Origin of the sequence: Variovorax sp. KBW07 (genome assembly GCF_003852515.1) — a bacterium.
Taxonomy (GTDB): Bacteria; Pseudomonadota; Gammaproteobacteria; order Burkholderiales; family Burkholderiaceae_C; genus Variovorax.
Map to the genome: position 1 here is coordinate 1 of NZ_QAJK01000071.1, position 17,203 is coordinate 17,203.

Genomic DNA, 17,203 nt, shown 5'->3' on the forward strand with positions numbered 1-17,203 from the left:
GCGCAGAGCACACCATCGGCGCGAGCGCCTTCAGAGCGGTCGTTGATCGGCCAATGCGAGAGCAGCGCCCTCGTGCGACTGGCATCGGGTGCTCCGCGCAGCGAAATAAAGGAGGAGCGAAGCGGGGGACATTCGCGGAGCAGAGCACACCGTCGGCGTGAGCGTCGCCCTGAACAACAGAGTTCAGGGCGAAAAACTGTCTCAGGCCCCAAGCACCACGCTGACACCGCCGTCGACAGCCAGCCACTGCCCAGTGATGTGCTTGCCAGCGTCACTCGCGTACAGCAGCGTGATGCCCTTCAGGTCTTCTTCGTCACCAAGGCGGCCCAACGGCGCGGCAGCTGCCATCTTGTCCTCGCCCAGCGACTTGATCAGCCCCGCCGCCATCTTCGTCATGAAGAAGCCCGGGCAGATCGCGTTCACGTTGATCCCGTACTTGCCCCACTCCGCCGCCAGCGTCTTCGTGAAGCCGATCACCGCCGTCTTCGACGTGTTGTAGGCCAGCGTCTGCATCTCCGGGCCGTTGCCGTTCAGCCCCGCGATCGACGCGATGTTGATGATCCGGCCCGTCTTCTTCGGGATCATGTAGCCGTTCGCGATCTGCTGCGACAGGATGAAATAGCCGCGCACATTCAGGTTCATCACCTTGTCCCAGGCTTCCACCGGGTGCTTCTCGGCCGGCGAACCCCAGCTCGCGCCGGCGTTGTTGATCAGGATGTCCACCGCACCCATGCGCTCCAGCGTTTCGTCGGCCAGGCGGCGCGTGTCTTCTTCCTTCGAGCAGTCGGCGGCGATCCAGCGTGCGTCGATGCCGGCCGACTGAAGCTCGGCGGCCGCCTGCTCCAGGTCGTCCGCCTTGCGCGAGCTCAGCATGATCTTCGCGCCGGCTTCGCCGAGCGCATGGGCCATCTGCAGGCCCAGGCCGCGCGAACCGCCGGTGATGAGGGCCGTCTTGCCCGTGAGATCGAACAGTTGTTTGGTGGTGCGAGGGGTCATGGGATGTCTCCGGGGTTGGATGTCTGTATGCCTGTCTGGCTCGGATTCAGATCACGTAGTCCATGCACTGGCGCGCTTCACGCACCGCGCCGATGAAGGGCTTCAGCGCCACGTGCTGCGGATGGTCCGCATAGGCCGCGAGCGCGGCGGCGTCGGTGAATTCCGAATTCAGGATCAGGTCGTAGGTGGCTTCCAGGCCGGGCTGGGCAATGACCACCTCGAAGCGGTGCGTGCCGGGCGACAGCTTGGCGCAGGCGTCGAGCAAGGCCTTGGCCTTGAGCAGGTTGGTCGCCTTGTCGGCGCCTTCGGCGTGTTCCTTGAACTTCCACATCACGATGTGCTTGAGCATGGCGGTCCTTCTTGTCTGTCTTGTCTACTTGTCGTTGAGGCGCGAGCGCACGTAGATGAGCACCAGGCCCACGGCGGTGACGAGGCCGCCGGGCACGGCCATCGACCAGCCCAGCGCCGGGTCGGTGCGGCCGGTGGAAATGCCCAGGATCACGGTGAACAGGCCGCCGTAGATCAGTATCCAGATCCACTTCTCGAGCCGGGCATGCGGCTTCGGTGGCTTGACGGGGTTCGGGGTGTTGTCGGGTGTGGCGTTGGCCATTGTCAGAAAGCGTCCTCGGGCAAAGCGGTACAGGTTGGGTCGCGGCTCTCGACCACGTTGAGCCAGGCACCGATTTTCGGCAGCTCGTAGTGGAAGAAGTAGTCCGTGGCGCCAATCTTGCCAGCTGTTACCGCCCTCGCCTTTTCCGCGTCCGTTTCCAGCGCGCGACGGGCCACGTCCAGCCAGATCCAGGCCAGCACGGTGTGGCCGAAGGCCTGCATGTACGGCACGGCATTGGCCAGCGCGTCGGCCGGGTCGCCGGTGGACCAGGCGGCTTCGGTGGCGCTGCCGATGCGCTGCAGCGCGGCGCCCAGCGCCTTGGCGTGCGCCGCCAGCGCCGGCACCTTGGCGGCACGGCCGATGGTGTCGGTCATGCGCCCGGCCAGCAGCTGCAGGCCGCGGCCCTTTTCCATCAGCACCTTGCGGCCCAGCAGGTCGGCCGCCTGGATGCCGTGCGTGCCCTCGTGGATCATGTTCAGGCGGTTGTCGCGCCAGTACTGCTCCACCGGAAAATCGCGCGTGTAGCCGTAGCCGCCATGCACCTGGATGGCCAGCGAGTTGGCCTCCAGGCACCACTCGCTGGGCCAGCTCTTGGCGATGGGCGTGAGCACTTCGAGCAGCAGGCGCGCGTCGTCGGCGGCTTGCGCGTCGCCGGTCTTCTGCTCGTCCACCAGCCGGGCGCAGTACAGCTCCAGCGCCAGCGCGCCTTCGCAGTACGCCTTCTGCGCGAGCAGCATGCGGCGCACGTCGGCGTGCTCGATGATGCGCACCTGCGGCGCTGCCGAGTCCTTGGCGACGGCGGCGCCGGCCGCTTCGGGCTTCTTCACCAGCCGGCCCTGCGGACGGCTCTTGGCGTATTCGAGCGAGGCGTGGTAGCCCGCCATGCCGAGCATGGTGGCGGCCGTGCCGACGCCGATGCGTGCCTCGTTCATCATGTGGAACATGCAGTGCAGGCCCTTGCCGGGCGCGCCGACCAGGTAGCCCACGGCACCGGCCTTGCCGCCGACCGGGTACTTGCCCTCGCCGAAGTTCAGCAGCGTGTTGGTGGTGCCGCGCCAGCCCAGCTTGTGGTTCAGGCCAGCCAGCGCCACGTCGTTGCGTTCGCCGGTCAGCTCGCCCTGCGTATTCACCATGCGCTTGGGCACGATGAACAGCGAAATACCGCGCGTGCCCGGCACCAGCTTGCCGTTTTCGTCGGGGATCTTGGCCAGCACGATGTGCACGATGTTCTCGGTCAGTTCGTGGTCGCCGGCCGAGATCCACATCTTGTTGCCCGTGAGCCTGTAGCGCGGGCCCAGTGGGTCGTCCTGGTAGTCGGCGCCATCGGGTACGGCGCGCGTGGCGACGTCGCTCAGCGACGATCCGGCCTGCGGCTCCGACAGGCACATGGTGCCGGCCCAGCGGCCCGAGAATTCGTTCTTGGCGAACACCTCTTTCTGCATGTCGGTGCCGTGCACCATCAGCAGGTTGGCGTTGCCGCTGGTGAGCATGTTCGCGCCGATGCTCACCGAGGCCATCGCGAAGAAGCTGTTGGCGGCAGCCGAGAGCGTGTACGGCAGCTGCATGCCGCCGATGTCGTAGTCTTGCGCGGCGCTCATCATTCCCGACTCCACGAAGGCCTTGTGCGCGTCGTGCGTGGCCTGCGGCAAGATGACTTTCTCGCCGTCGAAATGCGGCTCCTGCGTATCGACCGTGCGGTTGAACGGCGCGTACTTCTCACGCGCAATGCGTTCGCAGGTGTCGAGCACCGCGTCGAAGGTTTCGCGCGAGTGGTCGGCAAAGCGTTCGCGCTGGTTCAGGGCTTCGGCGTCGAGCCAGTCGTACAAGAGAAAATCGAGGGTGGAACGCAGGCTCATGATGGGTCGTCTCTTCGGTCGTCTGTCTATTTCTTTGGCTCTGGCAGCGTCGCGATGGTGCCCTGCGCCAGCGCGCAGAGCTTTTCGACGCCGTCATTCACCACGAACACTTCGCAGGTGCAAACGGATTGCGATTTGCCGGTGTGCACGGCCCTGGCGCGCGCAACCAGGCGCTGGCCGAGTGCCGGCCGCACATAGTTGATCTTGAATTCGGAAGTCACCACCGGCACGCGCAATGCGGCACCGCCGGCAAAGGTCAAGGCGTTGTCGGCCATGTAGCTCACGATGCCGCCATGGGCGAAACCGTTCTGCTGCTTCAGTTGCGCGGACAGCGGCAACTGAAGCTCGGCCTGGCCCGGCGCGAGCGCGTGCAGCTCGGCGCCGATCAGCGCACTGAACGGCTGTGCGGCAAGAACGCCGCGCCCGTATGCCAGCACGGCTTCGGGCGAGACCCCCTGGTCATGGCCCAAGCCGGCCATGGTTACAAGACCTCGAAGACGCCCGCGGCGCCCATGCCGCCGCCGATGCACATCGTCACCAGCACCTTCTTGGCGCCGCGGCGCTTGCCTTCGATGAGCGCGTGGCCCGTCAGGCGCTGGCCGCTCACGCCGTAGGGGTGGCCCACGGCGATGGCGCCGCCGTCCACGTTCAGGCGGTCGGCCGGAATGCCGAGCTTGTCGCGGCAGTAGATGACCTGCACGGCGAAGGCTTCGTTCAGTTCCCACAGGTCGATGTCATTGACCGTGAGGCCCAGGCGCTTGAGCACCTTGGGAATGGCGAAGACCGGGCCGATGCCCATTTCGTCGGGCTCGCAGCCGGCCACGGCAAAGCCGAGGAAACGGCCGAGGGGCTTCAGGCCCTTCTGCTCGGCGTACTTTTCGTCGACCAGCACGCAGGCGCCGCCGCCGTCGGAGAACTGGCTGGCGTTGCCGGCCGAGATCAGGCCGCCGGGCAGCGCCGGGCGAATGCCGCTGATGCCTTCCTTGGTGGTGCCGGCGCGGATGCCTTCATCGTTCTCGATGGTGACTTCCTTGGTGCGCAGGCCCAGCACCGGGTCGGCCACGCCGGCCAGTACCGTGATGGGGGCAATCTCGTCCTTGAAGCGGCCGGCTTCCAGCGCGGCGGTGGCCTTCTGCTGGCTGGCTGCGCCGTACTCGTCCATGGCGTCGCGGCCGATGTTGTAGCGCTTGGCGACCTGCTCGGCGGTCTGCAGCATGTTCCAGTAGATCTCTGGCTTGTGCTTCACCAGCCAGGGGTCGGCCAGCATGTGCTTGTTGGCTTCGTTCTGCACGCACGAGATGCTCTCGACGCCGCCGGCCACGTACACCTCGCCTTCGCCCGCGATGATGCGTTGCGCGGCGGTGGCGATGGTCTGCAGGCCCGAGGAGCAGAAACGGTTGATGGTCATGCCCGAGGTGGTGACCGGGCAGCCGGCGCGCAGCGCGATCTGGCGTGCGATGTTGGAGCCGGTGGCGCCTTCAGGCGTGGCGCAACCCATGATGACGTCATCCACCGCGGCGGCTTCGATGCCGGCGCGGGCAATGGCGTGCTGCACCGCGTGGCCGCCGAGCGTGGCGCCGTGCGTCATGTTGAAGGCACCCTTCCAGCTCTTCGCGAGCGGCGTGCGGGCGGTGGAAACAATGACGGCGCTGGTCATGGTGAGGTCCTTTGAAGATGGAAGGGAAAAGAGGTGGTGGTCGTCATTGCGCCGGAGCAGCGTTGGTGTTGCTCAGGAGCTGGTGATAGAAGCCGATCATCTCGCCGTAGTTGGAGATGGCCAGGCGTTCGTTGTTGCCGTGAAAGCGCGCCAGGTCTTCGCCCTTCACGCGGAACGGCGAGAAGCGGAAGACGGCGTCGCTCACCAGGCTGAAGTGGCGCGAGTCGGTGGCGGCGGTCATGAGGCCGGGGGCCACCACCGCGTCGGGGAAGCTCTGGCGCACGGCCTGCTGGATGGCGCGGTAGCCGGTGCTGTCGGTCGGCGACACGGGCGACGGCTCCGAGTTGCCGGGGTACTGCTTGATCTTGATGTCGTCGTTGGCCAGCGTCTTGCGCAGGTGCGCCTCGACGCTCGCGATGGTGTCGCCCGGCAGGATGCGGAAATTGACGGCGGCCTCGGCGCGGCCGGGCAGCACGTTGTCCTTGTTGCCGGCGCGCACGATGGTCAGCGCGGTGGTGGTGCGCAGCATGGCGTTGCTGCTCGGGCTCTTCTCGAGCTGGCCGCGCACCAATGCCTCGGTGAGCCACAGGTTGGACAGCATCACGCGGTTGACGCCGCTCATTTCGGGCGCGAGCGCACCGAACATCTGGCCGGCCACGCCCTTGATGCCGCCGGGCATCGGGTTGGCTTCGAGCCGTGCCAGCGCCGCGCTCATGCTGCCGATGGCGCTGTGCTGCGGCGGCATCGACGAATGGCCGGGGGCGGTGTCGAGCGACAGGAAGAAAGTGCCGTAGCCCTTCTCGGCCAGGCCGATGAGCGCCGCCGGCTTCGACAGGCCGGGCAGCACGCCGTCGAGCACCAGCAGGCCTTCGTCGAGCACCCAGTCCAGGCGCACGTTGCGCGACTTGAGCAGCTCGGCAATGGGCAGCGCGCCGCGCAGGCCGCTGACTTCTTCGTCGTCGCCCATCACCAGGTAGACGGTCTGCCTGGGCTTGAAGCCGCTGCCGATGAGAAGCTCGATGGCCTCCATCTGCGCGAAAAGATTGCTCTTGTTGTCGAGCGTGCCGCGGCCCCACACGAAGCCGTCCTTGATCTCGCCGGCGAAGGGGTCGACGGTCCAGGCCTTTTCGGTGCCGGGGGCAATGGGCACCATGTCCTGGTGCGCCATCAGCGCGATGGGCTTGGCGGACGGGTCGGTGCCGGTCCATGTGTAGAGCAGCGCCTTCTGGCCGACCACTTCCTTCTTCAGGGTGGCGTGGACCTTGGGGAATTGCTGCGCCAGGTAAGCGTGCAGCTTGTCGAACTCGGCCAGGTTGGCGGCCGAGTCGTCAAGGCTGGAAACGGTGCGGAACGTGATTGCCGTGGACAGCCGCTGGGCGGCTGCCTGCAAGTCGACGTTCAGCTTGGGGGCTGGCGCCACCGCCAGTTGCTGCGATGGCGTGGTCCAGGTCTTGACCGCCACGGCGGCCACCAGCAAGACGATTGCCAGCAGCAGCCCGAGGAAGATGCGTTTCAACATGGGCGGTCAGTGCTCCTGGATCAGCTGAACTGCTTGCCTTCGGCGACCAGCTTCTGGATCAGCGGCGCGGGCTGCCAGAACTCGGCGTCGTCGCGCGGGTTCTTGGCAAAGCGCTTCATCGACTCGGCCACGTTGTACAGGCCGACTTGCGACGCGTAGTGCATCGGGCCGCCGCGCCAGATCGGGAAGCCGTAGCCGGTGAGGTACACCATGTCGATGTCGCCCGACTTGGAGGCAATGCCGTCTTCCAGGATGTGCGCGCCTTCGTTGACGAGGGCATACACCAGGCGTTGCACGATTTCTTCGTCGGAAATCTTGCGCGGCGTGATGCCCAGCTCCTTGCGGTGGTCTTCGATCATCTTGTTGACGAGGTCCGACGGAATGGCATCGCGCTTGCCGGCCTGGTAGTCGTACCACCCTGCCCCGGTCTTCTGGCCGAAGCGGCCCAGCTCGCAGAGCTTGTCGGCCGTGCGGCTGTACTTCATGTCGGCGCGCTCGGTGGCGCGGCGCTTGCGAATGGCCCAGCCGATGTCGTTGCCCGCCAGGTCGCCCATGCGGAACGGGCCCATGGCAAAGCCGAACTTCTCGATGGCCTTGTCGACCTGCTGCGGCAGCGCGCCTTCGTCCAGCAGGAAGCCTGCCTGGCGCGAGTACTGCTCGATCATGCGGTTGCCGATGAAGCCGTCGCACACGCCCGAGACCACCGAGGTCTTCTTGATCTTCTTGCCGATGGCCATGACCGTGGCGAGCACGTCCTTGGCGGTGGCCTTGCCGCGCACCACTTCGAGCAGCTTCATCACGTTGGCCGGGCTGAAGAAGTGCATGCCGACCACGTCTTGCGGACGCTCGGTGAACGATGCGATCTTGTCGACGTCGAGCGTCGAGGTGTTCGAGGCCAGGATGGCGCCCTTCTTAGCGACGCGGTCGAGTTCCTTGAAGACCTTTTCCTTGACACCGATTTCCTCGAACACGGCTTCGATGATCAGGTCGGCGTCTTTCAGGTCGTCGTAGCTCAGCGTGGTGCTCAGCAGCGCCATGCGCTGCTCGTACTTGTCCTGCTTGAGCTTGCCCTTCTTGACCTGGGCTTCGTAGTTCTTCTTGATGGTGGCCACGCCGCGGTCGAGCGCTTCCTGCTTCATCTCGAGAATCTTGACGGGGATGCCCGCGTTCAGGAAGTTCATCGAGATGCCGCCGCCCATGGTGCCGGCGCCGATGACGCCCACGGCCTTGATGTCGCGCTTGGGCGTGTCTTCGGGCACGTCGGGAATCTTGCTCGCGGCGCGCTCGGCCATGAACAGGTGGCGCAGCGCCAGCGATTCGGGCGTGAACATCAGCGCGGTGAACAGGCGGCGTTCTTCGGCCATGCCGTCGTCGAACTTCATCTTGGTCGCGGCCTGCACTGCGTCGATGCACTTCAGCGGCGCCGGGTAGTTCTTCGACATGCCGCCGACCATGTTCTTGGTGAACTGGAAGTAAGCATCGCCTTGCGGGTGCTTGCACGGCAGGTTGCGCACCAGCGGCAGCGCTTCACCGGTCTTGCCGGCGACGCTCTTGGCAAAGGCCACGGCTTCGTCGAACACCGATTCGGGCGATGCGGCCAGCTTGTCGAACAGCTTCTGGCCCGGCAGGCTGGCCAGCACTTCGCTCTTGACGGCTTCGCCGCTGACGATCATGTTCAGTGCGGTTTCCACGCCGAGCACGCGCGGCAGGCGCTGCGTGCCGCCGGCGCCGGGCAGCAGGCCCAGCTTGACTTCGGGCAGCGCCATGGCGGTGCCGGGTGCGGCCACGCGGTAGTGGCAGCCCAGCGCCAGCTCGAGGCCGCCGCCCATGCACACCGAGTGGATGGCAGCGACGATGGGCTTGGGCGAGGCTTCGAGCGCGAGGATCACGCTCAGCAGGTTGGGCTCCTGCAGCGCCTTGGGCGTGCCGAATTCCTTGATGTCCGCACCGCCGGAAAACGCCTTGCCGGCGCCGGTGATGACGATGGCCTCGACGGCGTCGTCGGCATTGGCCTTGGCCAGGCCATCGGTGATGCCGATGCGGGTCGAGAAACCGAGACCGTTGACCGGAGGGTTGGTCAGTGTGATCACGGCGACATCGCCGAGCACTTTGTATTCAGCCGTCATGCTGCGTTCCTTGGTGTGTGAAGAAAAAGAAGAAAAAGCACGAGTGTTCTTTTTCGGGGATTTTAGGCGTTTGTCGCGACGCAACAATGGCACGCAGTCGCTGCCGAGACAAGAGGGAATCCGGGGCGTGGCCCGGATTCCGCGGGGATCAAACCTCCAGCCACTCCTTGCGGGTGGTGGCGTCGGCACGCAGGCTGTCGGGCGTGCCGTCGAACACGATGCTGCCATGGCCCATGACCAGCGCGCGATCGGAAATCTGCATGGCGATGGTGAGCTTCTGCTCGATCAGCAGCACCGAGATGCCCTTGTCCTTGAGCGTGCGTAGGTACTGCCCCACCAGCTCGACGATCTTGGGCGCAAGGCCCTCGGTCGGCTCGTCGATGATGATCAGGTCGGGGTCGCCCATGAGCGTGCGGCACAGCGTGAGCATCTGCTGCTCGCCACCCGACAGCACGCCGGCTTCGGTGTGCTGGCGCTCCTTCAGGCGCGGGAACATGGCATACATGTCGTCGAACTGCCAGCGGCTTCCCTTGCCGTTGCCCTTTTGCCCCAGCAGCAGGTTCTGGTGCACCGTGAGCTTGGGGAAGATGTCGCGGTTCTCCGGCACGTAGCCGATGCCGCAGTGCGCGATCTCATAGGCCTTGCGGCGCAGGATGTCCTGCCCCTTCCAGTGCAGTCTGCCCTCGGCATGCACCAGGCCCATGATGGCCTTGGCGGTGGTGGAGCGGCCCGAGCCGTTGCGGCCCAGCAGCGCCACGATTTCGCCAGGGTTCACGTCGAAGGAAACGCCATGCAGCACATGGCTCTTGCCGTAGTAGGCGTGGATGTCTTGAAGCTTCAGCATGTCAGTGTCCTGCTCCCTGTGCGTCGGCTACCGAGGAGCCCAGGTAGGCCTCCTGCACGCGCGCATTCGCACGCACCGCGGCCGGCGTGTCGAAGGCGATGACCTCGCCATACACCACCACCGCGATCTTGTCGGCCAGCCCGAAGACCACGCCCATGTCGTGCTCGACCGTGAGCAGTGTCTTGCCGACCGTGACGTGCTTGATGAGCGAGATGAAGTGCGAGGTCTCGGTCTTGCTCATGCCCGCCGTGGGCTCGTCCAGCAGGATGACGTTGGCACCGCCCGCGATGGTCACGCCGATTTCCAGCGCACGCTGTTCGGCGTACGTGAGGTTGACCGCGTGCACGTCGCGCTTGCGCTCCAGCCCGATCTGGCGAACCAGCTCTTCGGTGCGCTCGTTGGCGTCGTCCAGGTTCGAGAGAAAGCGCAGGAAGGTGTACTTGTAGCCCAGGCTCCACAGCACGCCGCAGCGCAGGTTCTCGAAGACCGTCAGCTTCGGGAAGATGTTGGTGATCTGGAAGCTGCGCGACAGGCCCAGGCGGTTGATCTCGTACGGCTTCATGCCGTCGATGCGCTGGCCGTTCAGCAGCACTTCGCCGCTGCTGGGGGCCAGGCGCCCGCTGATCAGGTTGAACAGCGTGGACTTGCCCGCGCCGTTCGGCCCGATGATGGCGATGCGCTCGCCCGCGTTCACCGCCAGGTCGACACCACGGATGATGTCGGTCTTGCCAAAGCTCTTTCGCAGGTCCTTGAGTTCGAGTGAATAGGTCATGCCGTCTCCCGTCGCTTCATTTCGGCTTCAATTTCTTCTTGTGCCTGGCCCCAGACGCGGGCAAAGCGCCGGCGCACGACTTCGAAAACGCCCAGGCCCACGGCCAGCAACGCGCAGGCAATGACCCAGCTGGTGGCCGACGAGGTGTCGAGCGTCAGGCCCGCGAACGGCACCGTCGGGCCGAGCGCCGCGTTCAGCTGCATGTGATAGATCATCTCGACGATGGCCGCCGCGCCCGCCAGCATGATGGCCGCGCCGATGAACAGGCCCACGTAGAGCAGGTAGAAGCGCTTGATTTTTCCGAACAGCGCCACGCGCACGTTCATCATGATCAGGCTGGCCACGCCGCCCGGCGCGAACATCACCATCAGCAGGAACACCAGGCCCACGTACAGCAGCCAGGCCTTGCTGAGTTCGGACAGCAGCACCAGCGCGAACACCAGCAGTGCCGCGCCGATGATCGGCCCGAAGAAGAAGGTGGCGCCGCCCAGGAAGGTGAACAGCAGGTAGCTGCCCGAGCGCAGCCCGTTCAGGCTGTCGGCCGCGTTGACGATCTCGAAGTTGATGGCCGCCAGGCCGCCGCCGATGCCCGCGAAGAAGCCCGCGATGATGAAGGCGAAGTAGCGCACGCGCTGCGTGTTGTAGCCAATGAACTCCACCCGTTCCGGGTTGTCGCGCACCGCATTCAGCATGCGGCCCAGCGGCGTGCCGGTGAAGGCGAACATCAGGCCGGTGCAGATGAAGCAGTACACCGCGATCAGGTAATACACCTGGTTCTGCGGCCCGAAGTTGATGCCGAAGAACGATGCGCCGTACACGCGGTTGGACGTGATGCCGCCTTCGCCGCCGAAGAAGCTGGGGAACATCAGCGCCATCGCGGCCACCAGCTCGCCCAGGCCGAGCGTGATCATCGCGAAGGTGGTGCCCGACTTCTTGGTCGACACGTAGCCGAACAGCACGGCGAAGAACATGCCGCCAAGGCCGCCCACCAGCGGGATCAGCACCAGCGGAATCGGCAGCTTGCCGGCGCTGGCCAGGTTCATCGCGTGGATGGCGATGAACGAGCCCAGGCCCACGTACACCGCGTGCCCGAAGCTGAGCATGCCGCCCTGACCCAGCAGGATGTTGTAGCTCAGGCAGATGATGATGAGGTAGCCGATCTGCGACAGCATGGTCAGCGCCAGGCTGCTGGTGAAGATCATCGGGGCGACGATCAGCAGCAAGGCGAACATCGACCAGATCAGGATGCGCCCGATGTTCAGGGGCTTGAAGCGGTAGTACCGCGTGGGTGTCGATTGGGTTGCGGTGGTCATGGCGTCAGTCCTCCCGGGTTCCGAGAAGACCCTTGGGCCTGAAGATGAGGATCAGCACCAGGAACAGGTACGGAAGAATGGGCGCCACCTGCGAGATCGTGAGCTTGAGCAGCTCGTAGCCGAAGGTCTGCTCGGTCACCGCCATGCCCAGGGCCTGCAGGCCGGTCGCGAGCGACTGGTCCATGGCCACGGCAAAGGTCTGCACCACGCCGATGATCAGCGACGACAGGAAGGCGCCGGCCAGCGAGCCCATGCCACCGACCACCACCACCACGAAGATGATGGAGCCGACCGAACCCGCCATGGCCGGCTCGGTGACGTAGGTGTTGCCGCCGACCACGCCCGCCAGGCCGGCAAGCGCGGCACCGCCGCCGAACACCAGCATGAAGACGCGCGGCACGTTGTGGCCCAGCGCCTCGACCATGTCGGGGTGCTTCAGCGCCGCCTGGATGACCAGGCCGATGCGCGTGCGCGTGAGCAGCAGCCACACCGAGATGAGCATCAGCACCGCCACCAGCATGATGAACGAGCGCGACTTGGGGAACTGCGTTCCGTACAGCGTGAACAGCGGGCCCTGCAGTGCCGTCGGCAGGCCGTACGGCACCGTGGAGCGGCCCCAGACCAGCTGGACGATTTCAAGAATCAGGTAGGAAAGGCCGAACGTCACCAGCAGCTCGGGCACGTGGCCGAACTTGTGCACGCGGCGCAGGCAGTAGCGCTCGAAGGCCGCCCCCAGGGCGAACACCAGCAGCGGCGCAATGAAGAGCGCCGGCCAGAACCCCAGGATGCCCGACAGCGTGTAGGCGAAATAGGCACCCAGCATGTAGAAGCTGGCGTGCGCGAAATTGAGCACACCCATCATGCTGAAGATCAGCGTGAGGCCCGAGCTCAGCATGAACAACAGCAAGCCGTAGCTGACGCCGTTGAGCAGCGAGATGACGAAGAATTCGACGTTCATCGGTCTTTCGTGTCAGTTGAAAAAAGAAAAAGGCCCGAGTGTTGAAGTCGGGCCTCGACCGCTTTGGCGCGTTCCCGGATTTACGAGGGACGCTTCATCTGGCACGTGGTGGGCGTGCTGGCCACATAGGCGTCGTAGTACTTCACCGGTGCCAGCGTGTAGCCGGTGTTTTCCGGGCTGTACGGATACTTGGCACTGGCCTTTTCCCAGCGGGCGATATACAGGCCCTGCTGCAGCTGGTGGTCGGCCTTGCGCAGTTCGACGTCGCCGTTGAAGCTCTTGAACTTCATGCCTTCCAGCGCCGCGGCCACCTTGACCACGTCGGTCGACTTGGTCTTGACGAAGGCTTCGGTCAGGGCCTGGAACACGGTGTAGGCATCGGTGGTGTAGATGTCGTCGTTGAACTTCTTCTTGAAGTCGTTGGCGTACTTCTGCATGTCGCCGCCCATGTTGTAGTGGGCATAGCCGACCTGGTACACCTTGCCGTCGGACGCCGCGCCCATGGCGGTCGGCGTGCCGCTGGTCACTGCGTAGTAGGTATAGAACTTGACGTTCAGGCCCGAGTCGTTGGCCGCCTTGATGAGCAGCGCGAGGTCGGAGCCCCAGTTGCCGGTAATGACGGTGTCCGCGCCCGATGCCTTGATCTTGGCGATGTAGGGCGCGAAGTCGCGCACCTGCGCGAGCGGGTGCAGGTCGTCGCCGACGATCTGCACGTCGGGGCGCTTGGACTTGAGGTTTTCCTTGGCGTACTTGGAAACCTGCTGGCCGTGCGCGTAGTTCTGGTTGAGCAGGTAGACCTTCTTGATGTCGGTCTGGTCCTTCATGTAGGTGGTCAGCGCTTCCATCTTCATCGACGTGTCGGCGTCGAAGCGGAACTGCCAGTAGCTGCACTTGGCGTTGGTCAGCTCGGGGTCGACCGCGGCGTAGTTCAGGTACAGCGCTTCCTTGCCCGGATTGCGCGCGTTGTTCTTTTCGAGCGCATCGATGATGGCGAGCGCCGGGCCGGAGCCGTTGCCCTGCACGATGTAGCGCGCGCCCTGGTCCATGGCCGAGCGCAGTGCGCTGGTGGTTTCCTGCGGGCTGAGCTTGTTGTCGATACCGATGATCTCGAACTTCACGCCGGCCGCATTCTTCTTGTTGAATTCTTCGGCAAAGAACTGGAAGGTCTTGAGCTGGTTCGTGCCGACCGCGGCCATCAGGCCCGACAGCGGGTCGATCCATGCGATCTTGACGGTCTCACCCTTCTGGGCGAACGCGCCAACGGCGCTTGCCGCGAGGACGGCTGCGGTAACGATCTTCAGAGCGAACTTCAATCTATATCTCCTGGTCAAACCGATTCAAAAACGCCTCACGAGAGTACAAGCGTTCGCAGCCCCTCCCCTCAGGGAATGCCCGTAAGGGAGCCGCCGCAAAGGCCGTTTCTATCGCGCAGGCGACACCGCGTTTCTCTCTTTTGCTACCCGTTGGTAGATAGCTTCTACCAGCGGGTAGGAAACGCGTTCACAAAGACGCCTAGGGGCGCTTCATCTGGCAGGTCGTGGGCGTGCTCGCCACATACGACTCGTAATACTTCACGGGGACGTTCGTGTAGCCGGTGTTCTCGGCGTCGTAGGGGTACTTGGCGCTGGCTTTTTCCCAGCGCGAGATGTACAGGCCCTGCTGCAGCTGGTGGTCGGCCTTGCGCATCTCAACCTCGCCGTTGAAGCTCTTGATCTTCATGCCTTCGAGGGCCGCGGCCACCTTGACCGGATCGGTCGACTTGGTCTGGGCAAAGGCGGCGTCGAGCAGCGCGAACACGTGATAGATGGACGACTGCGTGAGGTCGTCGTTCATCTTCTTCTTGTAGCCGTTGAGCAGCCGCTGGATCTCGCCGCCCATGTTGTAGTGGGCATAGGCCACGGTGTAGACCTTGCCGTCGGACGTGGCGCCCATGGCGGTCGGCGTGCCGGCGCCCGGTGCGTAGTAGGTCAGGAACTTGACGTTCAGGCCCGAGTCGTTGGCGGCCTTGATGAGCAGCGACAGGTCGGAGCCCCAGTTGCCGGTAATGACGGTGTCGGCACCCGAGGCCTTGATCTTGGCGATGTAGGGTGAGAAGTCGCGCACCTGGGCCAGCGGATGCAGGTCTTCGCCGACGATCTGGATGTCGGGGCGCTTGACCTTCAGGTCTTCCTTGGCGAACTTGGCCACCTGCACGCCGTGGGCGTAGTTCTGGCCGAGGATGTAGACCTTCTTGATGTCCGCCTGGTCCTTCATCCAGGTGGTCAGGGCCTCCATCTTCATGGAGGTGTCGGCGTCGACCCGGAAGTGCCAGTAGCTGCACTTGCTGTTGGTCAGGTCGGGGTCGACCGCCGCGTAGTTCATGTACAGCAACTCCTTGCCGGGGTTGCGCGAGTTGTTCTTCTCGATGGCGTCGATGATGGCCAGCGCGGGGCCGGAACCGTTGCCCTGCATGATGTAGCGCGCGCCCTGGTCTTGCGCGGAGCGCAGGGCGGCGGTGGTTTCCTGCGGGCTGAGCTTGTTGTCGAGCGCAAGGATCTCGAACTTCACACCCGACAGGTTCTTCTTGTTGAACTCTTCAGCAAGGAATTGCGTGGTCTTGAGCTGGTTGGTGCCCACCGCGGCCATCAGGCCCGACAGCGGATCGAGCCAGGCGATCTTGACCGTCTCGCCCTTTTGGGCGACGGCGGCCGTAACGCTCACCAACATTGCACAGGCAGCTACTGACTTGATAGCAAATTGCATGAAGAGTCTCCTGAGTGAAAGGCGGGATGCCAGCGTACAAGCGCCCTTTTTTTCGCCGCACAGGGAATGCCCGGAAGGAAAGCCGCCGGGGCGGCTTTCCTATCGCGTGCGCGACAGTGCGGGTGGGCTTGGCTCGTACTTTTTCAGAGCGTGGGCAGCTTGTAGTCCTTGAGGAGTTCGCGAAGGCGGGTCTTGAGAATCTTCCCGGTGGCGCCCAGCGGAATGGCCTCGACGAACACCACGTCGTCGGGGATCTGCCACTTGGCGGTCTTGCCTTCGTAGAACTTCAGCAGTTCCTCGCGCGTGACTTCGGCACCGGGCTTCTTGACGACCGCGATGATCGGGCGCTCGTCCCACTTGGGGTGGAACACGCCGATGCAGGCGGCCATGGCCACCGCCGGGTGCGCGACCGCGATGTTCTCGATGTCGATGGAGCTGATCCATTCGCCGCCGGACTTGATCACGTCCTTGCTGCGGTCGGTGATCTGCAGGTAGCCGTCGGCGTCGATGGTGGCCACGTCGCCGGTCGGGAACCAGCCCCGGCCCTGCGCATCGGGAACGAGCGGGTCGCCGCCCTCGCCCTTGAAGTATTCCTTCACGACCCACGGGCCCTTGACCAGCAGGTCGCCGTAGGCCTTGCCGTCCCAGGGCAGCTCGTTGCCCTCGCCGTCGACGATCTTCATGTCGACGCCGAAGATGGCGCGGCCCTGCTTCATGCGGATCTGCAGCTGCGCATCGGCCGGCAGCGCCAGGTGCTTGTTCTTGAGCGTGCAGAGCGTGCCCAGCGGGCTCATCTCGGTCATGCCCCAGGCGTGCAGCACCTCGACGTTGTAGTTCTCCTGGAACGCCGTGATCATGGCCGGCGGGCAGGCCGAGCCGCCGATGACGGTGCGGTTCAGCTTGCTGAACTTCAGGCCGTTGGTCTGCATGTGGCCCAGCATCATCTGCCAGACGGTGGGCACGCCGGCCGCGAAGGTCACGCCTTCGGACTCGATCAGCTCGTACACCGACTTGCCGTCGAGCGACGGGCCCGGGAACACCAGCTTGCAACCCACCAGCGCGGCCGAGTACGGAATGCCCCAGGCGTTGACGTGGAACATCGGCACCACCGGCAGCACGGAGTCTTGCGCGGAGATGCGCATGACGTCGGGCAGCGCCGCGGCGTAGGCGTGCAGCATGGTCGAGCGGTGGCTGTACAGCGCGGCCTTGGGGTTGCCCGTGGTGCCGCTCGTGTAGCACATGCTCGATGCCGAGTTCTCGTCGAAGGTGGGCCAGTCGTAGTCGCTCGACTGCTGGCCGAGCCAGCTTTCATAGCTCACGAGGTTGGGCACGCCGCTGTCGACCGGCAGCCGGTCGGCGTCGCACAGCGCCACCCACTTGCGGATGCCGGGGCAGCGCGCGTGCACGGCCTGCACCAGCGGCAGGAAGCTCAGGTCGAAGCACAGGATCTGGTCTTCGGCGTGGTTGGCGATCCAGGCGATCTGGTCGGGGTGCAGGCGCGGGTTGATGGTGTGCAGCACGCGGCCGCTGCCGCTCACGCCGTAATACAGCTCCAGGTGGCGATAGCCGTTCCAGGCCAGCGTGGCCACGCGGTCGCTGAACAGCAATTGCTCGCAGTCCAGCGCATTGGCCACCTGCCGGGAACGCGATGCGATACCGCCCCATGTCGTGCGGTGAATATCGCCTTCGACACGGCGCGAGACGATCTCGCCGTCGCCGTTGTGGCGCTCGACGAACTCGATCAGCGACGAGATCAAAAGCGGTTGGTCTTGCATCAAACCCAGCATCTACGGACTCCTTTGTGAAATGA

15 protein-coding genes are annotated in these 17,203 nt (G+C 64.8%); all 15 read right to left on the reverse strand.

Features of this window, described 5'->3' with window-relative positions; genetic code table 11:
• Positions 1-201: 201 nt before the first annotated feature.
• The gene (locus tag DBV14_RS15375; protein WP_124460024.1) at positions 202-996 is read right to left on the reverse strand and encodes an SDR family oxidoreductase; all 795 of its coding nucleotides are present in this window, start codon (positions 994-996) and stop codon (positions 202-204) included.
• Positions 997-1,042: 46 nt separating this feature from the next.
• Positions 1,043-1,345: a Dabb family protein gene (locus DBV14_RS15380; protein WP_124460025.1), complete on the reverse strand. Its 303-nt coding sequence runs from the start codon at positions 1,343-1,345 to the stop codon at positions 1,043-1,045.
• A gap of 24 nt (positions 1,346-1,369) precedes the next feature.
• The gene (locus DBV14_RS15385) at positions 1,370-1,606 is read right to left on the reverse strand and encodes a hypothetical protein (RefSeq protein ID WP_124460026.1); all 237 of its coding nucleotides are present in this window, start codon (positions 1,604-1,606) and stop codon (positions 1,370-1,372) included.
• 2 nt (positions 1,607-1,608) lie between these two features.
• Positions 1,609-3,462 (reverse strand): acyl-CoA dehydrogenase, encoded by a 1,854-nt coding sequence (locus tag DBV14_RS15390; RefSeq protein ID WP_124460027.1) that lies wholly within the window; start codon positions 3,460-3,462, stop codon positions 1,609-1,611.
• Between the two features lie 26 nt (positions 3,463-3,488).
• Complete coding sequence (locus tag DBV14_RS15395; protein WP_124460028.1) at positions 3,489-3,941, reverse strand: PaaI family thioesterase; 453 nt, start codon at positions 3,939-3,941, stop codon at positions 3,489-3,491.
• A 2-nt stretch (positions 3,942-3,943) separates the two neighbouring features.
• Positions 3,944-5,119, reverse strand: coding sequence for an acetyl-CoA C-acyltransferase (locus DBV14_RS15400; protein WP_124460029.1), 1,176 nt, complete (start codon positions 5,117-5,119; stop codon positions 3,944-3,946).
• Between the two features lie 43 nt (positions 5,120-5,162).
• Entirely contained in the window at positions 5,163-6,638 is a 1,476-nt protein-coding gene (locus DBV14_RS15405; RefSeq protein WP_124460030.1) for a M20 family peptidase, read from the reverse strand.
• 20 nt (positions 6,639-6,658) lie between these two features.
• Complete coding sequence (locus tag DBV14_RS15410; RefSeq protein ID WP_124460031.1) at positions 6,659-8,764, reverse strand: 3-hydroxyacyl-CoA dehydrogenase NAD-binding domain-containing protein; 2,106 nt, start codon at positions 8,762-8,764, stop codon at positions 6,659-6,661.
• A gap of 148 nt (positions 8,765-8,912) precedes the next feature.
• Positions 8,913-9,608, reverse strand: a complete 696-nt coding sequence (locus DBV14_RS15415; protein ID WP_124460032.1) for an ABC transporter ATP-binding protein — start codon at positions 9,606-9,608, stop codon at positions 8,913-8,915.
• Position 9,609: 1 nt separating this feature from the next.
• A complete protein-coding gene (locus tag DBV14_RS15420; RefSeq protein ID WP_124460033.1) occupies positions 9,610-10,380 on the reverse strand; it encodes an ABC transporter ATP-binding protein in 771 nt (256 codons plus the stop codon).
• Positions 10,377-11,693, reverse strand: a complete 1,317-nt coding sequence (locus DBV14_RS15425; RefSeq protein ID WP_124460034.1) for a branched-chain amino acid ABC transporter permease — start codon at positions 11,691-11,693, stop codon at positions 10,377-10,379. Before DBV14_RS15425 ends, DBV14_RS15420 begins: the two co-directional genes overlap by 4 nt.
• Positions 11,694-11,697: 4 nt before the next feature.
• Complete coding sequence (locus DBV14_RS15430; RefSeq protein WP_124460035.1) at positions 11,698-12,651, reverse strand: branched-chain amino acid ABC transporter permease; 954 nt, start codon at positions 12,649-12,651, stop codon at positions 11,698-11,700.
• Positions 12,652-12,731: 80 nt separating this feature from the next.
• Positions 12,732-13,964: a branched-chain amino acid ABC transporter substrate-binding protein gene (locus DBV14_RS15435; protein WP_124460036.1), complete on the reverse strand. Its 1,233-nt coding sequence runs from the start codon at positions 13,962-13,964 to the stop codon at positions 12,732-12,734.
• A gap of 199 nt (positions 13,965-14,163) precedes the next feature.
• Positions 14,164-15,393 carry a branched-chain amino acid ABC transporter substrate-binding protein gene (locus tag DBV14_RS15440; RefSeq protein ID WP_124460037.1) on the reverse strand — a complete coding sequence of 410 codons (1,230 nt, stop codon included), beginning with the start codon at positions 15,391-15,393 and terminating at the stop codon, positions 14,164-14,166.
• Between the two features lie 143 nt (positions 15,394-15,536).
• Positions 15,537-17,180, reverse strand: a complete 1,644-nt coding sequence (locus DBV14_RS15445; protein WP_124460038.1) for a 3-(methylthio)propionyl-CoA ligase — start codon at positions 17,178-17,180, stop codon at positions 15,537-15,539.
• Positions 17,181-17,203: the final 23 nt, after the last annotated feature.

Bases quoted from the DNA above. Each gene is read 5' to 3' on its own strand.
- DBV14_RS15410 (WP_124460031.1), bottom strand. From the start codon at position 8,764: ATGACGGCTGAATACAAAGTGCTCGGCGATGTCGCCGTGATCACACTG.
- DBV14_RS15390 (WP_124460027.1), bottom strand. From the start codon at position 3,462: ATGAGCCTGCGTTCCACCCTCGATTTTCTCTTGTACGACTGGCTCGAC.
- DBV14_RS15430 (WP_124460035.1), bottom strand. From the start codon at position 12,651: ATGAACGTCGAATTCTTCGTCATCTCGCTGCTCAACGGCGTCAGCTAC.
- DBV14_RS15400 (WP_124460029.1), bottom strand. From the start codon at position 5,119: ATGACCAGCGCCGTCATTGTTTCCACCGCCCGCACGCCGCTCGCGAAG.
- DBV14_RS15405 (WP_124460030.1), bottom strand. From the start codon at position 6,638: ATGTTGAAACGCATCTTCCTCGGGCTGCTGCTGGCAATCGTCTTGCTG.
- DBV14_RS15445 (WP_124460038.1), bottom strand. From the start codon at position 17,180: ATGCTGGGTTTGATGCAAGACCAACCGCTTTTGATCTCGTCGCTGATC.
- DBV14_RS15420 (WP_124460033.1), bottom strand. From the start codon at position 10,380: ATGACCTATTCACTCGAACTCAAGGACCTGCGAAAGAGCTTTGGCAAG.
- DBV14_RS15375 (WP_124460024.1), bottom strand. From the start codon at position 996: ATGACCCCTCGCACCACCAAACAACTGTTCGATCTCACGGGCAAGACG.
- DBV14_RS15385 (WP_124460026.1), bottom strand. From the start codon at position 1,606: ATGGCCAACGCCACACCCGACAACACCCCGAACCCCGTCAAGCCACCG.
- DBV14_RS15440 (WP_124460037.1), bottom strand. From the start codon at position 15,393: ATGCAATTTGCTATCAAGTCAGTAGCTGCCTGTGCAATGTTGGTGAGC.
- DBV14_RS15425 (WP_124460034.1), bottom strand. From the start codon at position 11,693: ATGACCACCGCAACCCAATCGACACCCACGCGGTACTACCGCTTCAAG.
- DBV14_RS15395 (WP_124460028.1), bottom strand. From the start codon at position 3,941: ATGGCCGGCTTGGGCCATGACCAGGGGGTCTCGCCCGAAGCCGTGCTG.
- DBV14_RS15415 (WP_124460032.1), bottom strand. From the start codon at position 9,608: ATGCTGAAGCTTCAAGACATCCACGCCTACTACGGCAAGAGCCATGTG.
- DBV14_RS15380 (WP_124460025.1), bottom strand. From the start codon at position 1,345: ATGCTCAAGCACATCGTGATGTGGAAGTTCAAGGAACACGCCGAAGGC.